This is a genomic window from Haloarcula nitratireducens (genome assembly GCF_019599505.1).
On sequence record NZ_RKLT01000040.1, the window covers coordinates 1 to 21224 of the forward strand.

Consider the following 21224-nt stretch of genomic DNA (forward strand, 5'->3'; position numbering starts at 1 on the left):
GCCTAGCAGACACGTCCAGTCACGTTGGCCAGAAAGTTCGACGGAGGGTCGCGTGCCGCGTGGAAACCACGCGGCACGCGGCTCGACTTGCACGGATTTCTTGGTTTGATCGATACAGACTACGGTGACGTCCATCTCCCGCCGCTTTTTTTGAGAGTGTCGTGGAACTCCTCTTGCTCGTCTTCGTCGGCTTCGGCGGCTTTCCGGCGTGGTTTTTGATAGCTCAATCCCGCTTCTTTCAGCAACCGCCGACAACTCGGGATTGAATACGTGATACCGTACGTTTCTTCGAGATAGTCTTGAGCGAGCGCCGGCGTCCACGCCGGCGCGTCAATCCCAGCTTTTTCGGGCGGTTCGTGAACAGTCTTTTGGAACTCTTGTTGCTCTGAATCTGATAATTTTCTCTTTCTACCAGTTTTCTTATCATCAGTTACAGCCTGCTCAAGCGACTCGTCGGTGTCGAGTCGCTTGAGCCAGCTATAGATCGTTCTTCGACCGGTGTCGTGCCACGCAGCAAGTTCGGTTTGCGTGACACCATTTTTGTACGCGATTGCCGCTAACAACCGTTGTGTCGGCTTGTTTCCGTCCACATTGTCGAGAGCGTCTTGAAGTTCCTTGACGGAGATCTCGTCAAGATGGTCCATTGCATCACTCAACGCACTACGGGCGGAAAGTTCTAACGATTACTATAGAGGTGGTGAGAATCACTCGAATTTGGTGCGTCGGTTCTCGCCCTTGTCGACGATCCAGTCGTAGAAATTCGCTCCCGTCTGGCCGGCACTCCGCCTGAAGGCGGTATGCTGGTCATGATCGTCATCTGGATCCGTCTCGATTTCGACGATCCGCGTGCCGCCGCGTTTCGTGGCATACACGTCGGGCCGGTGGCCATTGATTTTCGGCGGCGTTCCGAACCCGTGCCCCGAAATGTGGTCGGCTTTCACGTCCCACCCGTTCCGGTCGAGTTCGCGGGCCTCTGCCAATATACCGTTGTCATGGGCTATCTGGTCCTCTGGACTCCGATGAGCCATATCGGGCATTTCCGTCACGGATTCATAAACGTAGGGAGCTTTTGACACGCTGGCCCCTGCCCGGACTGTGGCACTGCCGAAGTGCGAATGGATGTGGATGGCCTCCTTCACGTCTGTTCGGCCTGTGGCACCGCAAATGCCGGGGCGACAGGAGACTGCTGGGCGTGTGGAGCGTCGCTCGACGATCAGGTTCGGAAGTTCTGACCGACTACGAACGCCACATCTGGGCTACGTCTTAGTGTGGTGTGGAAACGTCCAACTGTGTCAGGCGGGATCGACCCGCCACGTCGTGGCACTCGTGTAGGACCACTTCTCGATCCGGAGGTCGGTCGTAGATTCACAGAGTTGAGCCATGAGTGCCCCGATTTCTTTCGCTGACAGCTCAGTCTCATCGGCAATGAATTTACTCTTGAAATACCGATTCCCGTCGCTGACCTGCTGGCGGAGATACTGTTTGAGGTGTGCTCGTTTACTGGCTGACGAGGAGGGCGTGTCGGTCACAGGGACACCACTAGATCTGTCTATGGACAAATGAGACAAAAATCTACGTCAGACACCCACACGATGGAAATCAAGTCTCTCTGCGGAGGTACTCATGAGCCCATTTTCGACTGTTTTTGAAAGCATGTCCTGTGGTGTCCACAATAGGAGCTCACGTTTGCCGAACGTTGAGTAGCCCTCCGTCGTCTGTTGTCGTGGTCTCGTTCTCGGATGGCGTGGTGTCCGTCTCTGTGGGTGTCGCTGTACCTGGTGCGGTTGTGGTCGTCGAGTTGCCGTTTGCTGTCGAACCCTCGTCCCCTCCCGACTGGAAGATATCCGTCTTGATCTCCTTCGTGTAGGTCAACCCGTCGAGCGGAACCCGAATCGTATTCCCCGTGGGAAGTTCGATCCGTGCGTAGAAATCGATCTGAAGTTGCGTGATCTGCTCGTTCTTGAGGTGTGAAACCCACCACTCGTCGAGTTTCTCGTTCTGGATCGTCGTTGTCGCCGTTATCGTTTCCTGCGACTGTCCGGGGATGACATGTGGGTCGTCGGTTGTTCCCTCCCCGACACTGATGTCGTTCATCGTGATGTCGTAGCCGATCTCGGTGACTGTGTAGGGCGTCGTCTTGGGGTTGTACATCGTGAACTGCATATTGATCGGCGTTTCAGCCTCTGCCGTCTCGCCCCACGAGGCACTCGTCCGGTTGATATAGAGGACCGGATCGGACACGACCGGTTGGTTCGCATTTACCGGTCGGGTCTCCGTGGAGTTGAACTGGCTGATGATGTCTGTATTGATTTCCTGGCTGTGGGGGATGGTTGCAGACTGCCCGACCAGCGACGAATGCACGCGAGCATCGATCTCCAGTTGGGTCCGCTCGCCGTTTCTGATGTGACTCACCCACCACGCGGGGATCTTTGTGTTTTGCATCTGCGTGGTGAAGTCCAACGACGTGTTCCCGCGTGTGACGGCGAGCCCATCTTTCGACCCGCTGGCCATCGAGATATCGTTCATCGAAACCGTGTAGTTGACCGTCGTCCCTCCGAGCTGAACGCCGATTGGGTTGGGATTATTCACGATCAGATCCGTCTCGATGGTCGTCGTCTCGTCGGTGACAGTGCCAAATCGATTGTCGACACCAACGACGCTGGGCGTCCCGAGAATGCCAACCGCAAACGCACCGCCGACGGATATAACGAGAAAACCGAGAATCGTGAGCCCGGCTTTCAGTTTTGTCCCGAACAACACTGCACGAAAATCAACCATATCGTCCGACACTTAAGCGAGCGATATAGGTTTTCTGAACCGCTTCGGTGGAATCGGATTGCACACTCACGTCACGGCACGTACTTTTTGAGGTCGCTCTACGTGCTCATCCGGTGGAGGCAACCGTTAGTCCGAGGGGTCTGCAGAAGGTGCGCTGACAGCAGCACGAACCTCGAAGCGTGCCCCGCCATCCGATCCCTCGGTTACGGTAATCTGCCATCCGTGCGCCTCGACGATTCGCTGAACGATCGTGAGCCCAAATCCCGTTCCGTCGGTACTGGTGGTGTAGCCACTGTCGAAGACCTCCTCGCTCTCGTCTGCCGGGATGCCCGGCCCATCGTCTTCGATGTAGAAGCCGTTTTCCAGCGCCCCGACAGTGATGGTGACACCCTCACCCCCGTGCTCGATCGCATTTCGATACAGGTTCTCGAAGACCTGGAGCAGTCGACTCCGATCTGCATCAACTCGTCCAGGGGCGTCGATATGGAGTTCTCCTGCCTCCTCCGTGTTGACGGTCTCCCAGGCTTCCCGGGCGAGTGAATCGAGATGGACAGGCTCGGTATCTCCGACAGCCTCTCCCTCTCGTGCGAGGGTCAGTACGTCATCGATGAGTCGTTCGATGCGACCGTGCGCATGCTCAATCGCATCCAAGTGTTCCCCGCCGTCGCCTGTCCGCTGTGCCAGCTCTAACCGTCCCTGAGCGACGTTCAGCGGGTTTCGGAGGTCGTGGGAGAGGACACTCGCGAACTCGTCAAGGCGGTCACGCTCGCGACGAATCGTCTCCTCCGCCCGGACCCGAGTGAGGGCTGTACTCGCGTGGGACGCCAGCAGCGTGGCGACATCACTCTCGTCGGTGTCGAATGCATCCGCTTCGACGGCCAGCAGCTGGAGGACTCCAAAGTCATCGAGGGGGACACTGAGCAAGGATCGGTACGTTGGTGCGTCTGATTCGGTCGTGGTCCCACCGTCGCGGATATGTGGTGAAGATGTGCCATCGGGATCCGAATCGGCATCAGGGGCCGTCTCTTGGGCAGTTGTGGCTGATCGGGTGAACGTCAGGTCGTCGACCACCACCGGTTCACCGGACTGGAAGCACTGGCCTGCATATCCTGTCGTGGCATCAATTGGATCGCAGGCGTCCAGTTGTTCATCGACCGAACTCGCGGCGGGCACGAGTTGGTCTCCGTCGGCGATGGCGAGGCGAGCGACATCACACGGAAGTACTTCATGAGCGCCGTCGACCGTCCGTTGATAGACACCGTCGGTCGTTTCGGCTTCCATAATATCGGTTGCGACCCGGTGGAGGGCTGTAATCCGGTTGGTGTGTGCCTGGAGCCGAGCTTCGGCGGCTTTCCGCTCAGAGATATCACGAACGACACCAGTGAACAGGTGCTCTTCATCGACGGCATACTCGCCGAAGCTGATCTCCACGGGGAACTCATCGCCAGTAGCGTGTTGGCCTGTCAGCTCGACCCCGTCCCAGTCGATGGTGCGTTCTCCTTCCTTGAGGTACCTAGCGAGCCCGTCCCGATGTCCGTCTTCGAGGGAATTCGGCATCAGAACAGTCAGCGGCTCCCCTACGAGGTCCTCGGGAGTGTATCCGAACAGCTCTTCGACGGCGTCGTTCGCGTACCGAATCGTACTCGAGTCGTCTATCGTGACGACCCCGAATGCTGCGTTTTCGGTGAGCGCATGAAATCGTGCATCGGACTGTTCGAGGGCACGTTCTCGGGCTTCGAGTCCCGTGTAATAGTATCCGAGAATAGCGCCAGCGGCCATGAACACTGCTGCCCCGTTCAAATTCAGGGGAACGGGCTCACCAGCAGGCGTGTGTCCGAGAGAGATGATGAACAGCAACCAGAGATTGATGGCATGGCCGACGAGTGCTCCACCGAACGTCCATTTGGTCATCTGGAACGTCCGCTGAGGTGAATGCGTTCGTTTGAGCCAGATGCCACCGAGGACGAGTCCGATCGCAATCAGAATCGGGAGGCCCACCTCGATGGTATCGACTAATGATCGGTCATCACCGATGAGAATATGGCCGCCAGCAGCACTGAGAAACAGCAGTCCAAGGAGTGTGAGAGACCACTGTTTCAGCGGCTGTACCCTGCTGGCACCCTGCATCGGAATACCAGAAATATCGTCAACAAGCGGAAAATGGTTGCGAAACAGCAGTATCTCCGTGTGAGACCGTCACAGCGTAGTCCGAATGGAGGGCCGAGCGCGGGGTAGCTGCGCTATATCTTCCACCCGCATGGTCTAAACGCTTCCGTCAGACACAGCTCCGACCGAAGTCGGCCCCACTCCCCCGGTCTGGGTGTCGCTGTGGGTTGGCGCCACCATCCTTATGATTCCGTACAACCAACAATTCGGATTAAGAAGACCCCAATGTCTCCCGCTCCCACAGTACTCCTTGTCGAAGACGAGGAGGGACTCGCAGATCTGTACGCTCTCTGGTTAGGTGATGAGTACGGCGTTCGCACAGCATACTCAGGCGAAGAGGCGTTGGACATAATCGATGCAGACGTCGATGCGATGCTGTTGGACCGCCGGATGCCAGGGCTGTCGGGCGACGAAGTTCTCACCGAAATCCGCGAACGTGGCTATAACTGCCCCGTGGCGATGGTCTCGGCCGTCACGCCCGATTTCGAGATCGCAGAGATGCCCTTCGACGCATACCTCCGCAAACCGATCGAACGCGACCAACTCCAGGAGGCGATCGACCAACTCCTGTTGCTCGCTGAGTACGACGACCAGCAGCGCGAAGCCTTCGCACTCGCCCAGAAGAAGGCCACGCTCGAAGCCGAAACAGCGTCTGAAGACCGAGACTCGAGTACGGAGTATGCGGAGCTAACCTCCAGGTTGGATGACATCCGCGACACATCACGACAGACTATTTCGGAAATGGACCCGGATACACTGACTGTCGCGTTCTCAGAGCGCTCCGACCCGCAGTGACTCGGAGTGAGATTATCGCGTCCGAGACGAGTCGAGAAAGACCGACGTTATCCAGACCTGTCCCTGTCGACTCCCTCGACGCTATCTGGAGCTTTTCTGAGCCACATCGTTACGGTACTACCGCCGAGGTCACTCTCCGTGTAGTCGAGGTCACCCCCATACGCGTCGACGAGCCACTTGACCAGCCACAGTCCCAGTCCAGTCCCGTGTTCAAGCTGTGTGATTTCTCGGTCGCCGACGATGACGTTCCACTCCCGGTCTGGGATCCCCGATCCGTTGTCCTCGATGTCAACCCTGACCCATTCGGGAGCATTATCGTCTGTTGCGATAGAAATCTGTACGTGAGGCGTGACGTCTTCAGTATATTCTAGTGCGTTTTCCAGGAGATGCTCAAGGGCAGTTCGCAACCGCCGATCGGCATATACCCCCACCGCTTCGACCTGGTGGAGCTCAATTTCAGCGTCAGGATACGCCTCTCGGTACTCCTCGATGAGATCCGTCACAACCGATTCCGGGTCAATCGATTCTGTTGTAACTTCCCGATCGATGATTCGTTCGATTTCCTGAGCGGTCTTGCTGAGGTTGACCAGTTTGTCTGCCGTCTCTCGAATCCGACGAGCATACGCTTGCGTTTCTGTTTCCTCGAGTTCGGTGACGAGTTGATCGGCAAACCCGTGAACGATGTTGAGGTCGTTCCGGAGATTGTGCCGGAGGATACGATGTAGCACTTGTAAGTGGCGTTCACGGCGCTTCAATCGGGTGATGTCTGTATAGATGCCAAATCCACGTTCCCCGGAGGCCGTCTGATAGCTGATTTGCCGGAAGAGGAAGTTTCGCCGCCCGGTCGGCGTGTTCGCCGTGAATTCCATCAGGTCGCTGCCCCCGTCAGAGTATTGTACATCCGCCGGACCGGGATAGCGATGGTCTGGACTGTCCAAGAGCGTCTTCCGGGATTCACCCACAAGTGTCTCCGCGTCGGTGTCGAAAAGCCGTTCGAACGTCGGATTTACGTTCCGGATGACAGCACGTTCCCCCTCGAACTCAACCTCCTCAATAGGATCAGGGAGATTTTCGAAGAGATATGAAAACCGGTCCCGCTCTTCGACGACGTCTTCTCGGGCTGAGACAAGGTCGCGCAGGTCGCGGACGGCGCCGACCGAGCCGATGAACTCGCTGTCCTCCGGGAACGGCGTCAGTTCGATCTCGACAGGCACACGGTCACCCGTTCTGGTAATTCCCTCGGCCTCGTACTCCCGGCTGGTTTCATTGGGCCTCGACCGAAGTTCTTCGAGCAGCTGTCGTCCTTCAGCGACGGCATCGTCGGTGAGAACAAACGATACAGGACGGCCGATTAGTTCGTCGACAGAGTAGCCTAACCAGTCAGCCAGCGGCTCGGAGACCAGCGTGAAGTTCCCCTCTCTATCGAGCACGTAGACCATCTCCTGAACCGTCTCGAGGATGGCCTCATATTTCCGGAGATCGCGTTGGCGTTCACTCCGGCTTAGCGCCGCCCCAGCAGTCGCCGCCAGCAGCTCCGCGTATTGTTGATCCGTCGTATCGAAGGCGTCCCGCTCCAGGGCCCCAATGCTGAGTATCCCGTGGTCATCGATCGGGAGATACATCACCGACTGGACTGGTGACCGATCTCGATCGTCATCTATGGCAGCAGCCTCGGCATATATCTCGGGTTCCATACGGTCAAAGACCCGACCAACCGGTCCCTCACCGGATTCATAGAGTGGCCGCTCCTCCATCTGCTCGTCCACAGTATCGGTCGACGCAACTGGTACCAAAGCTTCCTCATCGGGGTCATACATCCGGACGAGTGTAATCTTCTCTCCGAGCACTTCCTCGGCTGCCTGAACCACGATGTCCGCGATCTCGTCGCGTGTGCTGGCCTGCATCAGATCGCGACTCGTCTCCAGCAGCTCGTTCAGGATCCGCTCGCGTTCCCTGCGTTCAGTGACGTCGCGGAAAAACACCGAGAGGCCGTCTTCAGACGGATAGGCATTAACCTCAAACCAGACATCCAAGGGTTCGTATTCTGCCTCAAACGTGACTGGCTCTTGGGTCTCTATCGCTCGCTGATACTCGTCGAAGAAGGGCAACTCGGTCACTTCGGCGAACTCCTCCCAGATATTGTTTCCAATAAGTTCCTTAGCGGATCGCTCGAGCAATCCCTCCGCCCGGCTATTGATATACGTGAACTCGCCCGCTGCGTCGACGGAAAAGAACGCATCGTCGATTCGTTCGAGGGTTTCTTCGAGGCGTTCCTGCGCGGCTTCGAGTTCGCGCTCGTATTCACGGTGTTCGAGTTCGTGACTCACCCACTCCGTGATCAGTTCGACGAGCGTTCGTTCGGCCGGTGAGAACGAAATTTTCCGCGTCTCCTGATCGGCGAAACAGAGCGTCCCATAGAGGTCGCCGTCGACGATGATCTTTCCGCCCAGATAACAGCCCAAGTCGAACCGTTCGTAGGCTGGATCACCGACCCACCCCTCGGACTTGGCATCTTGAACACCTAACAAGCCATCAGCCTCGATCGCTCGCCGACAGTACGTCTCCGACAGCGGGCTTCTCGCGCCGGATTGAATCTGCTCATGAGCCCCCCGGGCCTCGACAATTTTGAACTCATCACCGTCGATGTCGATAGTGGACAGAAATCCGATATCGAGGTTGAGCCGTTCACATCCGAGTTCGAGCAGTTGCTGGAATTTCTCCTCAAGCGACCGCTCGGTATCCGACGAGACGCGATACAGTCGTTCGAGAGCAGTCTGGTTCTCCCGCAGTTCCGTCGTGAGCTGCTCGCGTTCGGTGACGTCTTGGCCCTCCGCCGCGATTGCGACTACTGTCCCCGTTTCATCGCGTACCGGCTCGAGACCGAGTTGGACGATCCGCTGGTCACCATCAGGACTGTAGTGGTCGGCCTGCATACTCACCGACTCACCTGCTGCTGCCCGCTCGATACTGTCACGAAGACGCTCTTGTAACGATTCTGAATGGCTCCACCACGGTGTGTCCCAGAACGGTCTTCCTTCGATCGCGTCTGCATCGGCATTAATGAATTCGAGCGACGGCGCGTTCGCAAATCGGATGATTCCATCCGGATCAAGAATTCCCGCAAATGACGCTGGATGGTCAACTAGCGCTTCGAGTTGCCTGACCGTCGCACGCGGATGGACCGTCGCCGTGTCTTCTCGGTTACACACCGCCGCAAGCCTGTCTGTCAGCGTCTCGGCAGTCGCATCGAGATGCTCGCCGGAGACGTATTCCGTGGCCCCGCGCTGCGTCGCCTCAATCGCGACCGTCCCATCCGTCGTCGTCGAGTACGCGAGCATCGGGAGCAGTGGATATCGGTCGTGAACCGTTGTTATCGCGTCCAACCCGCGCTCGGAATCCGGTGCTGAACAGTCGACGACAGTACAGTCAATCGCATTCTCAGTCCAAACCGACCAGATATCAGCCTCCGCCGTAGCAGTCCGTACAGCCCAGTCAGGTCGGTCACCGAGACGCTCCCGGAGTTCGGGGTCGGTAGTGTGTCCGCCAGGAGAGATGGCGAGGACATCCCGTGTGGGTGGCATTCGTGGTATACAGACTTACTGACACGGGAGGAATATAAAAAGCGTCCTTGGCCGTGACTCGCCCAACTCGAGGCACCAACGCTGTGAGCGCTGTTTAGCCCTTCACCACGCTTATTTGTGTGCTATGCCTCTGCATGATCATGTCTGTTACAGGTACCGACGTCGGTACTCTCTTTCGTAGGGGCGATGGGGACGCTTCGAACGTCCTATTGCTTGCGCCGGCGCTGTCGGAATCCGAAGACGAAGCCTGCATCGACCTGCTGACGATTCGGGACATCGCTCACGAAAACGTCCTCTCGGTCACCGTCACACAAACGGCACAAGACCGCCTCGAACTCTGGGAAACCCACGTCGGCGAAGCCCTTCCAGCACAGGCCGGCATTATTTCTGTCGGGGAACAAACACGGTCAACGAGCACGTCACGGATCTCGCCGTCGCAAACGCCCGGCCGGATTGCGATCGACGCGGTGTCCGACCCCGCCGACCTGACCGGCCTCGGGATCAGCCTGACGAACTACCTCTCCGAGTGAAGCGAGAACGGTAACCAAACAGTCGTGTGCTTCCACTCGCTGACCCCACTCCTGCAGTATGCCGACCTCCAGCGTGTCTTTCGGTTTCTCCACGTCCTGACTGGCCGGATCGATTCTTCGGACGCCGTTGCGCACTACCATATGGATCCGACTGCTCACGACGAGCAGACGCGCAACACGCTCGTGCAGTTGTTCGACGCGACCATCGAACTCGATGCGGACGGCAACCGATCCATTACACACCGGTAGGCTGCCTCCCGGAGGCCAAATATGGAACACGCGCGTCAAAAGTACTCGACGCTCATCGATGCTGCTCCGGACGCGATCTTCCTCGTGGATATGGAACAGGGGCGAATTCTCGAGGCCAACTCCCGTGCTGCTGACCTCCTCGAGCGACCGGTCGAGGACCTCGTCGGGTCGCCGGTGACTGACGTCCATCCCCCAGAGAAGGCTGATCAATACCGTGCCCGTTTCGAACAGACAGTCGAAGAAGAAAGTCTCAAGTTCAGCAGCCTTCCCGACGACTCGCAGGTCTACCTCGTGACCAGTGACGGCGAACGCATTCCGGTCGAAATCCACGCTCAAGCCGTTGAACTGGATGGGACGTTCTGTCTCTACGAAATAGTCCGGAATATCAGCGATCAGCTTGCCCGCGAACGCGAATTAGAGCGGCAAAACGAACAGCTCGAACAATTCGCGAGCGTTGTCTCCCACGACCTCCGGAACCCATTGAATATCGCTCAGGGTCGCGTGGAGATGGCTGCCAAAGAAACTGGCAACGAGCATCTGGCTGAAGCCGAAAATGCATTCGATCGGATGGATGAACTCATCGATGACCTGCTCGAACTGGCCAAGCAAGGCCAATCCGTCGCCGCGACCGAGTCAGTGGCGCTCGCCCACGTCGCCCGCCGAGCGTGGGACGCTGTCGAAACAGACGATGCCACCCTATCGGTTGAATCGACGAATACCTCGATCAGTGCTGATGGCTCACGACTCTGCGAACTGTTCGAGAACCTGTTTCGCAACGCGGTCGACCACGGCGGTAATGGGGTCACCGTGACTGTTGGAGCGCTCTCAACGGGCTTCTACGTTGAAGATGATGGGGCCGGGATTCCACCTGAGGAGCGGGACGCAGTCTTCGAATCCGGCTATTCGACCGCCGCAGAGGGCACCGGATTCGGGCTCACGATCGTTCACCGAATCGCGAACGGACACGGGTGGAATATTTCGGTCACCGAGAGCGATACCGGAGGTGCCCGGTTCGAGTTCGCGGATGAACCACCACGCACCCCCACCATCGATGGAGCGGCGGCCGGGACATACTCCGAGTCCGAGGAGCGCGAGTAGGAATCGACTCTCCCTCCAGATTTACGACGGGGGAACCACGATGTGTGAGTATGTCAGACGAAGCTACCCAGCGACTCACAGCCTACTGCCGAGACCGAGCTGGAGACAGCCTCCGGAGCGTCGTCGAATACGGCGAGACTGAGTAAGAGCTGGTGTATCTGCGTGAAGACCTACAGTCCGAATACAGCGGTGGCCAGTTCGACGATCTCGTCGAAGAGGCCCGTGCGGTTCACAACCGAGTGTGGGCTGTCGGCACGGAGGCTGGCCCACTTGGATCGGCACGAGCGACAGTCCATTATTTCGAGAACGCATTTGTGATTCAATTAGTTCCTGAACGAGAATGGGGATCCACCGGCCTTCGATCACGACGGACTGCGCTCAGTAAATTCTACATCGACTTTCGGATGCCGCAGAAATCGATATCGCCCACCCGAAACACGACTACCTTGCTCCTCAAGCCGGTCGACGAGGCATGGGAGAGGTCCTCGTCAGAGCGTTCGGCTACACGATCGCAACTCGATATCTCGACAACTCGGAGGAGATGGTTCGCGAGCGCTATTCCCACATTGAGGCAGGGGAACCTTGGAGACGTGGCGACTGAAGCTCTCAACGAGGTTGACCATATCGGGAAGCAATTGCCTTCTACAGTTACTCTCGGTTGGCGCTGCGAGCGACACGTACGTTGATACTGAATGACCACGTTATTCTCTAGCAGACCGACTGAACGATTCCGACCCCGACCCCGTCCGTGAACGAGCCATCAATTCAACGTACCCATGCCAGTTGACCCCGTGTGTGGGATGGAAATCCCACCCGAATCTGCCGAAGCGACAACCGAGTACGACGGTGAGTCGTTCCACTTCTGCTCGAACGACTGCCAAGCGTTGTTCGATAGCGCTCCCGAGAAGTACGTCGAGACGCCGCACCCCCATCTCATCGAGACAGGCGGTGCTATCATCCCTCGTCTGACATACGGCCGTGCGAAAGGTGAATTCGACATCGATATCGCAGATCTCACGTCGCTTCAGGAGGGCGACAGCGTCAGTTTCTCGAAGGAAATTACGGACGACGACGTCCGAAAATTCGCCGAAGCGACCAGCGACACGAACGCCCTCCACCTCAACGACGCGTTCGCTGAGAAGACGCGATTTGGCCACCGGATCGTCCACGGGACACTCGTCTCCGGACTCATCAGCGCCGCCCTCGCGTGTTTCCCCGGGCTCACGATCTACATCTCGCAGAATCTCGAGTTCCGACGCCCGGTCGACATCGGCGAATCACTGACGGCTCGATGCAAGATCGTCGACGAACTCGAAGGCGACCGGTATCGACTCACGACGCGCATCGAAAACGACGCTGACGAAATTGTCCTCGACGGGACGGCAACGGTGCTGATCGACCCTCTCCCGGAGTGACTCGTCCGTACAGCTAGATTAAGACCATGAACCCGTTCACAGCCCCACTGGAGATCCAACGCAAAATGCTCACCCAGGGAGCGGACGCTGCCGAGATGATTCGTCTTCTTCCGGATCGGATTGAAGATCTCGCCTCCGTCGAGGTCGGGCAGACTCCAAGTGAGGTCATCTACTCCGAGAACAAACTCGATCTCCTCCACTACGAGTCACTCACAGACGACCCGCACAACACGCCCCTCCTCGTCGTCTACGCGCTGATCAACCGTCCCTACATCCTCGACCTCCAGCCCGACAAGAGCGTCGTTCACCGATTCCTCGAAGACGGCTTCGACATCTACCTCATCGACTGGGGTGAACCGTCTCGGCTCGACGCGTCGTTGACGTTGGGCGACTACGTGAATCGGTACCTCGACAACTGCGTCGACGTCGTCCGTGAGCGAATCGGAACGGACGAAATCAACGTGCTCGGCTACTGCATGGGTGGGACACTGAGTACGATGTACGCGACGCTTCACCCGGAGAAGGTCCGTAATCTCGGCCTCATGGCGACGGGATTGTGTTTCGACGATACGGGTGGCGTCCTAGAACAGTGGGGGAGCGAGGAGTACTTCGACCCGGGAGTGATCACCGACACCTACGGGAATGTCCCAGCGGAATTTCTCGCGACTGGGTTCGCCCAGATGAATCCCATCGATAACTACCTCGGGAAGTACACCATCCTGTTCGACAACCTCGACGACAAGACGGCCGTCGAGAACTTTGGTAGGATGGAACGCTGGGTGCGTGACGGGGTCGATGTCGCGGGCGAGGCCTATCCACAGTTCATTGAGGAGATTTACCAGAAGAACGCACTCTACCGGAATGAGCTCGTCCTGGACGGCGACCCCGTCGACATCGGGAACCTCACGATGCCGGTGTTACAGATTATTGGCTCGTTCGACCACCTCATCCCGCCGGAGGCGAGCAAGCCCTTCACCGAGGGTATCCCGAGTACGGACACCGACATCTACGAGTTTCCGACCGGCCACGTCGGAATGGCCGTTTCGGGGAAGGCCCACGCGGAACTGTGGCCTCGTGTCGCGACGTGGTTCCGTGAGCGGTCGGTAGCACAGGAGGAGGAGTCGGCCACGGTCGACCAGGGTGAAGCTGAAGCGGAGACTGACCAGAATCGGTCGCTGCAGACGCTCGACGGGATCGGTCCGACGTATGAGGAGCGTCTCCACGACGCGGGGATTACGTCGGTGACGCAACTCGCTGGTGAAGAAGCTACTTCTCTCGCCATTCGGCTCGGGCTGAGCGAGTCACGGGTTGCCTCTTGGATCGAGCAAGCGAGACAAATGACGACCGACTAAAGCCGTGGATTGTTGATAACCAATCAGTTGAGAGGGAACTGCGAGCAATAGACGGACGTGAATTCGCCTTCTGGAGTGTTCAACTTGTATCAGTGGGCGTGGGAGTTAAGATAGGTTCGACGGTCGCCGTATGCCGGGCTCAATTCGATGGTGGCGTGATCGACCCCGTGATCCTCAAGGACGTGATGAATCTGCTGGGTAACTGTGTCGGCCTCGCTCATCGTCTCAACCGACGTTTCGACGTGTGCCGTCGCGACCGTGATCTGACTACAGATCTGCCACGCGTGCCAGTCATCAATGTGGTCGACACCGTCGACGGCTTCGATATCCTCCCGGACGTGCTCGGGCTGGAACGGTGTCTTCATGAAGAAGATAGCGCCGCTGCCACGCAGAACCTTTCCGGCAGACCACAGGACGATGCCAGCGATAAGCGCAGCAGCGATCGGATCGATAACAGTGATTCCGGTGACTTCGACCACAGCCACGGAGACGATGACGGCGATCGACCCGCCGGCGTCGCCGAGGAGGTGATAGAACGCACCTTTCTCGTTGAGACTCATCTCCCCACCCTGGAGGATGAAGACGCTGCCGACGTTCACTGCTAACCCACCAATTGCAATCACGATCGTCGGGACAGTCCCGATCTCGATCGGGGTCAGGAACCGCTGATAGGACTCCCAGAGGATGTACCCGACCATTGGGATGAGCAAGACGCCGTTGAGGAAGGCAGCCAGCGGTTCGAGCCGGTGGAGCCCGTACGACCACCACTCTGACCCCTCGTATCTATCCGCGACGTAGGAGGCGGTAAACGCCATCACGTACGCCAGCGCGTCGAATAGCATGTGGACGGCGTCGCTGATAAGCGCAACAGAGCCGAAGAGGAGTCCCCCAGCGAGTTCAACGACGAAGCCGACGATGTTGATGACGGAGACGAGTGCCAGCTTTCGACTGCTGGCCGACCCCCCGTGCCCGTGGCCAGGATCGTGATCATGCGAGTGTCCATGGGCTTCGTCCCCGTGGTCCCGATGGGCGACGCCACTCTCGTCGGTCATTCGTGACAGGTCGTACTCGAACGAGGTTTATTAAACACCGTATCAGCTACCCGGCCATCTGTCCACAATATCTAGCATATTATTGGCACAAAATTAGCAACCACGGCTGCATTCTCCGTTCCGGGAAGTGTGTTTCGTGGTAAGGTTGTTTGTCCCATCATCTGATGACGATGCCCCCGTCGATTTCCATGTAGGGGTGTCAATAGCCACAGTAGGTCAGGCAACTCAGCGTGTAATCGCCCCGTTGCGTCGCCCCTAACTGTCGAACGATGGGTCTGGTGGCATTTTGCGGAAGTGCAACCGGGTGCATCATCATTCCGCCGCCCATGTGAACCTGTCCGGAGGGCATGATCGCGAGACTGTGGTCTGGGTACTGCTCGTTCGCTTCTTCGAGTAGCTCGTGGAAGTCGCCGTCGGCCGGGGCCGGGATGCGATCCGCGTTTCGTTCTTCGAGGGCCTCGTGGCCGGGGAGAGCGTCTCGAATCGACGCTGGGAGGGATTGGACGGCCTGATTCGCGAGCGTGTTGAACGATACGACACGGAGAACATCGTTCCGTTGCAGGCTGATGCGGTCCTGTTCCTCGCCGGACTCGTCGACGATGATGAAGCCCCAGTGATACGCGCCGACGTAGATCGTTCGATCGACCCCGCCGCTGCTTCCCGGGAGATTGCCGACGCAGCCCGCGAGACCTGCGATGCCGGCTCCGAGCGCAGTGAGAAACTCGCGTCGCTGTACTGTCGGGGACATGATTGTAGACTACTGCGACTCCTCGCGGGTGAGTTTCGCACGCCGTTCCTCAAACTCCTCATCAGAGAGATCGCCGCGAGCGTACGCTACTCGGAGTTCCTCGAGTGCTCTATCACCGGTTAGCGACGACCCAACACCACCGACGAGGCCGCGATAGAGGAGGTAGCCGATGCCGACGAGGACGACGAGCCAGACGAGCATCATCCCGATGCCCCACAGTGGCGAGAGGCCCCCGGCCGTGCCGCCGCCCCACCACCAGCCCATCATCCCCATCATTGGAGCGGCGAAGACCATCATCAACATCGGAAACAGGACGATTACCGCGAGGACGATCAGGACGATGCGGAGCAGGCCGTCGGACGTGCGCTCTGTCGACATAGTTAACCACTACGGACTTCGTCGGCTGCACCGATAAAGTTGGACGGCCAGTACTGCTCCGTTGGTGGTTCCTGGGTTAGGTGACCGCCAATACGTCGCCCTGTGTCTTGATTGAAGTGAGTCCACTCAGCAGCAGTCGGGCTCGTCGGGCGACCACTTGCACGCGTTGCCAGTCGTCAAGTTGTGTTCGTCCACGTAGGTCGAGAGACACGCGTAGTTGCAGAAGTACGTCGGCGACCCGCAGTCGTCGGTACAGTCGCGCACACAGATTGGGTCGTGATTGAAAATACGTGACCCGCAGTACGCACAGGTCTCGTCGGCGTCGGGGAGTTCGACGGTCGTAGACATACCTGTGCTACGGGCACGAGCCAAAAACGTATTTCGCCAGTCGAACATCCATATACTTCGACTCCGGGCTGTCCGCGGTGTAAGCGTGAGACGGAGCGACTAGAACTCGATCGCACCGATCATCGGTTCGCCGACACACTTCGGGCAGACTTCGGTGTCGTATTCCTCCATACAGTGCCGGTGGCAGGAGATCCCGCAGTGCTCGCAGACGAACACCTCGTCGTCGCTAGCGCATTCCGAGCCACAGATGTAGCACCGAACCATAGTTCGTAGAACGTACGGTGGCTATCGGCATAAATCGCTGTCCTCGGAATCTGGCACTCGGTTTCTCGCAAAGCGAGGTACCTATGCGACGTGCTCCCCGTGGTGCTCACACATCGTTTCCGCGCTATGCTGGTGGTCTGGATGATGCGAGGGATGCTCGTCCATGCGGATATCATCTCCGTGGTTCGCGTGGCCGTTCTCCCATCCCTGCTCGGAAACTGTAATCAGCTGCGAATTGCTGGGGTTTCCCGCAGGAACGTGGCAAACCTCGATGTTCTCTGTATCCTCACTCTGATGCTCCGCGCCTGCTACGGCTCCAATCATACCCGAAGTGAGCGTCGTTGCGACCGCGACGGCGACCGCGAAGCGGATAACGATCTGTGTCATTGTGTTTTTCCTCATCGTATTACGTGGTTTATCGGTCAACCTCGCACCTCAAACTGTGGTGTCTGGGCAATCAGTACTGTTCATTATTCGTGGTCAGGAAATGGCTGTCCTACCTGGAGCATATTCTACGGTATCAGCTATCAAAGTAATTGGGTAAGCAATCGTCGTCGAGTAGAGGCAACTGTTCAGTTGGACGTTGGTGAACCAACACTGTGCCTTACTGAGAGGTGTCGTCTCCCCCAGTCTCCAACCGTTCACGGCGCCGTTGGAACTCCCCTTCGTCGATTTCGCCTCGTGCGTAACGGCGTTGGAGGGTTTCCATTGCGGAATCGTCACTCTCTGGCGGTGCATCACCTCCACTAAGTGCCCAGTAGAGGAGTCCGCCCACCAACCCCAGCATTCCGAGTGCCCCGCCGACGAACGGGACGCCGCCCCACCCGCCCCTCGAGCCACCCATCATGCCGCCATCGGTGCTCCCGCTTCCGTCGACGTCCGAGCCGATGGCCACGGCGCCGTTCTGGACGATCGTCTCGCTATCGGGAACCTCGCCGTCGGGGATCGAGCTCTCTTCGGCCGGACCACCGGGGCTGTCGACGACGATCCGACCGACCATGCCGACCGTCTTGTGCGGGATGCAGTAATAGTCGTACGTGCCGGGCGACTCGAATGTGTGCTCGAAGCTCCCCTGCGAGATGGTCCCGCTGTCGAAGGCGGTGCCGTCGGCGGGAACGCGGTCCGGGTAGGCCGTCGCCGAGTGGGCTCCGGCTGCTATCTCGAAGCGGACGGTCGTGCCGGGTTCGACGTGGAGCCCGATCGGGTCGAAGTAGTTGTTGCCCATCTTCACGACGGGCGTCTCCTGTGCGCTCGCTGGCTGAGAGATCCCCGCACCGGCGACTGCGCCGGCACCGAGTACTCCCAGGAACTGACGTCGATTATAGGTCGTCATGTGGTTTGAATCGGTCTGTTGGTTGTTATTTTCACACGAAATCGCCGAGGCGCTGGGCGAGTCCAGATGACTGCTGGGTCGCGCGCTCGATAGCTGATTCGAGGTCGTTCCGGTCGACGATCCCGATGAACTCGGCGGTCTGTTCTCCGTTCGCGTAGACGAGCGTCGTTGGCGTCTTTCGGACACCGTATTCCTCGGCCGTTTCGAGATCCGTCTGGATGTCAACCTCCCGGAACTCCACGTCCGGATACTTGTCCTCGAGCCCGTCGTTTTTCTCCCGCTGTGTTGCGCATGCTCCGCACGTCTCTTGGGTGAAGAGGATTAATTCAGTCACATTGTAAACTATGGTCTTGTAATTTAACCACATTACTACTCAGAATCGTAAGCTGAGAAAGGCCCATTTCTTCGATTCGAAGACACGCTCACACAGGTGTGATAGGACGTAGCCTGACGAACGAAATCGAGTACACGGGCTTGTGGTATCCGCATCGTGGTGTGTACTCGTTGGTTTTACTCCGACCGTTCGAGTTTGTCGTGGCGGGATTCGAACTCTTCCTCGGTGAGATCACCACGAGCGTATGCCATACGCAGCTCCTCTATCGCGGGGTTTCGAGACGTCTGGCTTTCATTCGCTCGTCGGAAGACGAGGTAGCCCCCGCCGAGGAGGATGAGGAGAAAGACCAGCGGGACAAGCATCCCAACGAGTGGCCACCAGCCGCTGGTCGTCCCGTATCCGCCCATCATTCCACCGTAGCCCATCGTCCCGCCGAATCCCATCCCCATCGTGAGCAAGGGGAGGACGATGATTGCCCCGAGGATGAGCAGGACGATGGTCGTGGTGTCGAGTTGATTCGATGAAGACATGATTACTCAACCCCGGAGACCGTTCCCAACTCGTCTGAGACCGTTGCGATGACGCGCTCGAATCGTTCGTGCACCTCGCCCGCGATCTCGTCGAGATCAGGATTCTCCGTGATGCCGACCAGTTGCTGGGGGTCGACGGCGCTCACGACGACGTCACCGCCATCTGTTTCGTAGACGATGACGTTACACGGGAGCAGGGCCCCCAATTCTGGCTCTTCGGCGAGCCCCTCGTGGGCGAGTGGAGGATTACACGCCCCGAGAATTCGGTATTGGTCGACGTCGACATCGAGCTTTTCCTTCAGGGTCGTCTTGACGTTGATGTCACACAGGAGTCCGAATCCTTCGTCCTCTAGTGCGGTCGTGACTGCGGTTACGACATCGTCGAACGGTGCATCAATCGTTGTGGTAATGGTATACGTCATCGGTCTATTGGGTGTTTTTACTTTCCAAGCCCGTGATGAGCTTCGTTGCTTCCTCTTCGGTCAATCCAGCGCCGCCAGACGCATCTGAGGCGGTGAATGCATGGAGTCGTTGGCGTTCGGTAGCCTGTCTGCGCTGTTTTCGTGAGTCGATTCGGCCTGTGTGTTGCGAGTCGTTCATTGTGGTGGTGGTCGGTTTTGTCGTGACACGCGTTTCGAGTCAGTACGTGACTGGAGCCGACGTATGTCGAGTTTTGTTCAGATTGCTTGATTCGTCCCCGACGGAGTTGGAGAGACCTTGTCGTCAGGTTAGCTCAGCTGCTTATTCTCCATTTGTGTGTCCGCTCCTTTTCTTCACAATACTTTGGACGGTTGCTGGAGACATAACCGGCCAAGTCCGTTTGCTGACCCAGCAAATCGCTCCGTCATTTAAGAATACTCTCTCGTTGTCCTGTCCTCCCGCGAATGCACGCCGGCGAGACGAATCCGCGTGGAAGACACGGAACAGCACGTGGGGGGTGGACGGACTCACTGTGTGAGCGAGCGTCGTCGGGACTCGTACTCTTCGTCCGAGAGTTCACCCCGTGCGTATCGCTCGCGGAGTTCGGCGAGTGCAGTATCCTGCCCAGAGGACGGTTCCTCGCGGTTAGTCCCGTACACGAAGAGCAGGATGAGTCCGATCAGGAGGAGCGGCCAGAGGAACATCCCGCCGCCGAGCATCCCGAAGCCGCCGAGTCCGCCCATACCGCCCCAGCCGCCACCCGTCATACCGCCGCCGTAGCCTCCGCCCATTGCGGCAGCCGTTCCAGTCGTTGCGACTAGCAGCGGGACGGCGAATATGGTTAGTCGACGAGCAGTGCGTCCGAGGTTAGTGGTGAGTTGCGTCATTGTCGTGTATTGGGTAGTCGCGGTGTTCGGTCGAAGCGATCGAAACGGTCAGGGTCTATCAGCAGTGGCCCTGCCCGTACATTCCGCCGTTGTAGTCGTCGTCAGCCATGTCCTGGGCCATCTCGTCGACGGTCACACCCATGTGCGATTCCATCCACTCGGTGGCACCGGGGCCCATGTGCTCGGTCATGTGGCCTTCCATCCAGGCCGCCCAGTCATCAGCGGTAGCGTTGTCAGTGGGCGCGTCGTCTGCGGTCGTGTCGTTGTCATGTGCGCTGACCACGGGGGCGGCGAACGCGAGTCCGACAATCGCAAGCGCCACAAGCAGCCAGCGACCGATGGTGTAGTTGGTCATTGTCTTTCGCCTCAGTTAGTCGTAGGACCGCTCGAGGGTTATCGCGATGGGTGTGAACCCACGCAGGAGAACGTCCAAGAACGTGTATAGCGCCATCTAATCGTTTCTCAGGAACAAGACCGTCCATCCCAGCTAAATTCGTCAGGCAATCGTAGCCATCGGTCAATGTCGTGGAACGGTTCAGAGCCAGCGGTAGTGGCACGACGAAACTCTTCCAGCGGAATGACAGCGTGAAAGGCGTTCAGGAACGACTGACTATCTACGTCTGCGAAACCAAACTCCACGTAGAGGCGCTAATTACTACCAATCTCTTTTTAGGCCATCTGACACGGTTTTACTAATTCGAATGTGGTTTGGTGGAAAAAATCTCGGCGTTAGTGCCTTTCAGAAGGACACACGAAGTGAATAACGATACTGCTAGTCTGTGAGAGCTAGTCCTGTGACATCCCTACTCAAGCGTGCATATTACCAGTACGTGGGCGCAGCAATGTCTGTCCTGTCCCGATATCCTATCGGGACCAACGTCTATGAACGAGACTGGGACGCGCTCGTCATACTCGATACGTGTCGAGTGGATGCGCTCCGGGAGGTGGCCCCGGAGTATGATTTCA

20 protein-coding genes and 4 pseudogenes are annotated in these 21224 nt (G+C 58.0%); 7 read left to right on the forward strand and 17 right to left on the reverse strand.

The genetic code is table 11. From position 1 onward, the window contains the following. The 5 genes and pseudogenes from EGH23_RS25020 to EGH23_RS25035 all read right to left on the reverse strand — a co-directional run. Positions 1 to 644: pseudogene (locus EGH23_RS25020) on the reverse strand (IS630 family transposase); the annotation flags it as partial. A 60-nt stretch (positions 645 to 704) separates the two neighbouring features. Then, positions 705 to 1139: a hypothetical protein gene (locus EGH23_RS25025; RefSeq protein ID WP_220582708.1), complete on the reverse strand. Its 435-nt coding sequence runs from the start codon at positions 1137 to 1139 to the stop codon at positions 705 to 707. A gap of 153 nt (positions 1140 to 1292) precedes the next feature. After that, positions 1293 to 1529, reverse strand: coding sequence for a DUF7123 family protein (locus tag EGH23_RS26695; RefSeq protein WP_328767101.1), 237 nt, complete (start codon positions 1527 to 1529; stop codon positions 1293 to 1295). Positions 1530 to 1680: 151 nt separating this feature from the next. Further along, complete coding sequence (locus EGH23_RS25030; RefSeq protein WP_220582709.1) at positions 1681 to 2778, reverse strand: LEA/WHy family protein; 1098 nt, start codon at positions 2776 to 2778, stop codon at positions 1681 to 1683. Positions 2779 to 2904: 126 nt separating this feature from the next. After that, the gene (locus tag EGH23_RS25035; protein WP_220582710.1) at positions 2905 to 4905 is read right to left on the reverse strand and encodes a PAS domain S-box protein; all 2001 of its coding nucleotides are present in this window, start codon (positions 4903 to 4905) and stop codon (positions 2905 to 2907) included. 264 nt (positions 4906 to 5169) lie between these two features. On the opposite strand from EGH23_RS25035, the gene EGH23_RS25040 reads away from it, so the two are divergent. Then, the gene (locus EGH23_RS25040) at positions 5170 to 5739 is read left to right on the forward strand and encodes a response regulator (protein WP_220582711.1); all 570 of its coding nucleotides are present in this window, start codon (positions 5170 to 5172) and stop codon (positions 5737 to 5739) included. A 47-nt stretch (positions 5740 to 5786) separates the two neighbouring features. Here the strand turns inward: EGH23_RS25040 and EGH23_RS25045 are convergent, their stop codons facing one another. Then, positions 5787 to 9320 carry a PAS domain S-box protein gene (locus EGH23_RS25045; RefSeq protein WP_425433279.1) on the reverse strand — a complete coding sequence of 1178 codons (3534 nt, stop codon included), beginning with the start codon at positions 9318 to 9320 and terminating at the stop codon, positions 5787 to 5789. A gap of 140 nt (positions 9321 to 9460) precedes the next feature. On the opposite strand from EGH23_RS25045, the pseudogene EGH23_RS27445 reads away from it, so the two are divergent. From EGH23_RS27445 to phaC, 6 genes and pseudogenes are all read left to right on the forward strand, one after another. Beyond that, a pseudogene (locus tag EGH23_RS27445) lies at positions 9461 to 10099 on the forward strand (DUF7504 family protein). A 21-nt stretch (positions 10100 to 10120) separates the two neighbouring features. After that, a complete protein-coding gene (locus EGH23_RS25055) occupies positions 10121 to 11197 on the forward strand; it encodes a sensor histidine kinase (protein WP_220582713.1) in 1077 nt (358 codons plus the stop codon). A gap of 152 nt (positions 11198 to 11349) precedes the next feature. Continuing rightward, positions 11350 to 11526, forward strand: a pseudogene (locus tag EGH23_RS27545) (DUF7522 family protein); the annotation flags it as partial. Positions 11527 to 11543: 17 nt separating this feature from the next. Further along, positions 11544 to 11883, forward strand: a pseudogene (locus EGH23_RS26710) (hypothetical protein); the annotation flags it as partial. Positions 11884 to 11973: 90 nt separating this feature from the next. Then, a complete protein-coding gene (locus EGH23_RS25060; protein ID WP_236045085.1) occupies positions 11974 to 12612 on the forward strand; it encodes a MaoC/PaaZ C-terminal domain-containing protein in 639 nt (212 codons plus the stop codon). A 26-nt stretch (positions 12613 to 12638) separates the two neighbouring features. After that, positions 12639 to 13964, forward strand: a complete 1326-nt coding sequence (phaC, locus tag EGH23_RS25065; RefSeq protein ID WP_220582714.1) for a class III poly(R)-hydroxyalkanoic acid synthase subunit PhaC — start codon at positions 12639 to 12641, stop codon at positions 13962 to 13964. Between the two features lie 89 nt (positions 13965 to 14053). Here phaC and EGH23_RS25070 read toward each other — a convergent pair whose 3' ends face one another. The 11 genes from EGH23_RS25070 to EGH23_RS25120 all read right to left on the reverse strand — a co-directional run bounded on the left by EGH23_RS25070 (position 14054) and on the right by EGH23_RS25120 (position 20613). Beyond that, positions 14054 to 15016: a cation diffusion facilitator family transporter gene (locus EGH23_RS25070; RefSeq protein ID WP_220582715.1), complete on the reverse strand. Its 963-nt coding sequence runs from the start codon at positions 15014 to 15016 to the stop codon at positions 14054 to 14056. Between the two features lie 199 nt (positions 15017 to 15215). Further along, on the reverse strand, positions 15216 to 15764 hold the full coding sequence (locus EGH23_RS25075; RefSeq protein WP_220582716.1) for a hypothetical protein: 549 nt from the start codon (positions 15762 to 15764) through the stop codon (positions 15216 to 15218). Between the two features lie 9 nt (positions 15765 to 15773). Then, the gene (locus EGH23_RS25080; protein WP_220582717.1) at positions 15774 to 16142 is read right to left on the reverse strand and encodes an SHOCT domain-containing protein; all 369 of its coding nucleotides are present in this window, start codon (positions 16140 to 16142) and stop codon (positions 15774 to 15776) included. 126 nt (positions 16143 to 16268) lie between these two features. Continuing rightward, positions 16269 to 16490 (reverse strand): hypothetical protein, encoded by a 222-nt coding sequence (locus tag EGH23_RS25085; RefSeq protein ID WP_220582718.1) that lies wholly within the window; start codon positions 16488 to 16490, stop codon positions 16269 to 16271. Between the two features lie 345 nt (positions 16491 to 16835). Next, complete coding sequence (locus EGH23_RS25090; RefSeq protein WP_220582719.1) at positions 16836 to 17141, reverse strand: hypothetical protein; 306 nt, start codon at positions 17139 to 17141, stop codon at positions 16836 to 16838. 217 nt (positions 17142 to 17358) lie between these two features. Continuing rightward, positions 17359 to 18087, reverse strand: coding sequence for a plastocyanin/azurin family copper-binding protein (locus tag EGH23_RS25095; protein ID WP_220582720.1), 729 nt, complete (start codon positions 18085 to 18087; stop codon positions 17359 to 17361). Between the two features lie 31 nt (positions 18088 to 18118). Beyond that, positions 18119 to 18421, reverse strand: coding sequence for a thioredoxin family protein (locus EGH23_RS25100; RefSeq protein WP_425433280.1), 303 nt, complete (start codon positions 18419 to 18421; stop codon positions 18119 to 18121). Between the two features lie 176 nt (positions 18422 to 18597). Continuing rightward, positions 18598 to 18951, reverse strand: a complete 354-nt coding sequence (locus EGH23_RS25105; RefSeq protein WP_220582722.1) for an SHOCT domain-containing protein — start codon at positions 18949 to 18951, stop codon at positions 18598 to 18600. A gap of 2 nt (positions 18952 to 18953) precedes the next feature. Beyond that, positions 18954 to 19373: a DUF302 domain-containing protein gene (locus tag EGH23_RS25110; protein WP_220582723.1), complete on the reverse strand. Its 420-nt coding sequence runs from the start codon at positions 19371 to 19373 to the stop codon at positions 18954 to 18956. A gap of 525 nt (positions 19374 to 19898) precedes the next feature. After that, the gene (locus EGH23_RS25115; protein WP_236035659.1) at positions 19899 to 20138 is read right to left on the reverse strand and encodes an SHOCT domain-containing protein; all 240 of its coding nucleotides are present in this window, start codon (positions 20136 to 20138) and stop codon (positions 19899 to 19901) included. A gap of 178 nt (positions 20139 to 20316) precedes the next feature. Then, positions 20317 to 20613, reverse strand: coding sequence for a hypothetical protein (locus EGH23_RS25120; protein ID WP_220582725.1), 297 nt, complete (start codon positions 20611 to 20613; stop codon positions 20317 to 20319). Positions 20614 to 21224 lie beyond the last annotated feature (611 nt).

Excerpts from the sequence above, each read along its gene's own strand:
- EGH23_RS25030 (WP_220582709.1), bottom strand. The coding sequence starts at position 2,778 with ATGGTTGATTTTCGTGCAGTGTTGTTCGGGACAAAACTGAAAGCCGGG.
- EGH23_RS25035 (WP_220582710.1), bottom strand. The coding sequence starts at position 4,905 with ATGCAGGGTGCCAGCAGGGTACAGCCGCTGAAACAGTGGTCTCTCACA.
- EGH23_RS25040 (WP_220582711.1), top strand. The coding sequence starts at position 5,170 with ATGTCTCCCGCTCCCACAGTACTCCTTGTCGAAGACGAGGAGGGACTC.
- EGH23_RS25045 (WP_425433279.1), bottom strand. The coding sequence starts at position 9,320 with ATGCCACCCACACGGGATGTCCTCGCCATCTCTCCTGGCGGACACACT.
- EGH23_RS25055 (WP_220582713.1), top strand. The coding sequence starts at position 10,121 with ATGGAACACGCGCGTCAAAAGTACTCGACGCTCATCGATGCTGCTCCG.
- EGH23_RS25060 (WP_236045085.1), top strand. The coding sequence starts at position 11,974 with ATGCCAGTTGACCCCGTGTGTGGGATGGAAATCCCACCCGAATCTGCC.
- phaC (WP_220582714.1), top strand. The coding sequence starts at position 12,639 with ATGAACCCGTTCACAGCCCCACTGGAGATCCAACGCAAAATGCTCACC.
- EGH23_RS25070 (WP_220582715.1), bottom strand. The coding sequence starts at position 15,016 with ATGACCGACGAGAGTGGCGTCGCCCATCGGGACCACGGGGACGAAGCC.
- EGH23_RS25075 (WP_220582716.1), bottom strand. The coding sequence starts at position 15,764 with ATGTCCCCGACAGTACAGCGACGCGAGTTTCTCACTGCGCTCGGAGCC.
- EGH23_RS25080 (WP_220582717.1), bottom strand. The coding sequence starts at position 16,142 with ATGTCGACAGAGCGCACGTCCGACGGCCTGCTCCGCATCGTCCTGATC.
- EGH23_RS25085 (WP_220582718.1), bottom strand. The coding sequence starts at position 16,490 with ATGTCTACGACCGTCGAACTCCCCGACGCCGACGAGACCTGTGCGTAC.
- EGH23_RS25090 (WP_220582719.1), bottom strand. The coding sequence starts at position 17,141 with ATGACACAGATCGTTATCCGCTTCGCGGTCGCCGTCGCGGTCGCAACG.
- EGH23_RS25095 (WP_220582720.1), bottom strand. The coding sequence starts at position 18,087 with ATGACGACCTATAATCGACGTCAGTTCCTGGGAGTACTCGGTGCCGGC.
- EGH23_RS25105 (WP_220582722.1), bottom strand. The coding sequence starts at position 18,951 with ATGTCTTCATCGAATCAACTCGACACCACGACCATCGTCCTGCTCATC.
- EGH23_RS25110 (WP_220582723.1), bottom strand. The coding sequence starts at position 19,373 with ATGACGTATACCATTACCACAACGATTGATGCACCGTTCGACGATGTC.
- EGH23_RS25115 (WP_236035659.1), bottom strand. The coding sequence starts at position 20,138 with ATGACGGGTGGCGGCTGGGGCGGTATGGGCGGACTCGGCGGCTTCGGG.
- EGH23_RS25120 (WP_220582725.1), bottom strand. The coding sequence starts at position 20,613 with ATGACCAACTACACCATCGGTCGCTGGCTGCTTGTGGCGCTTGCGATT.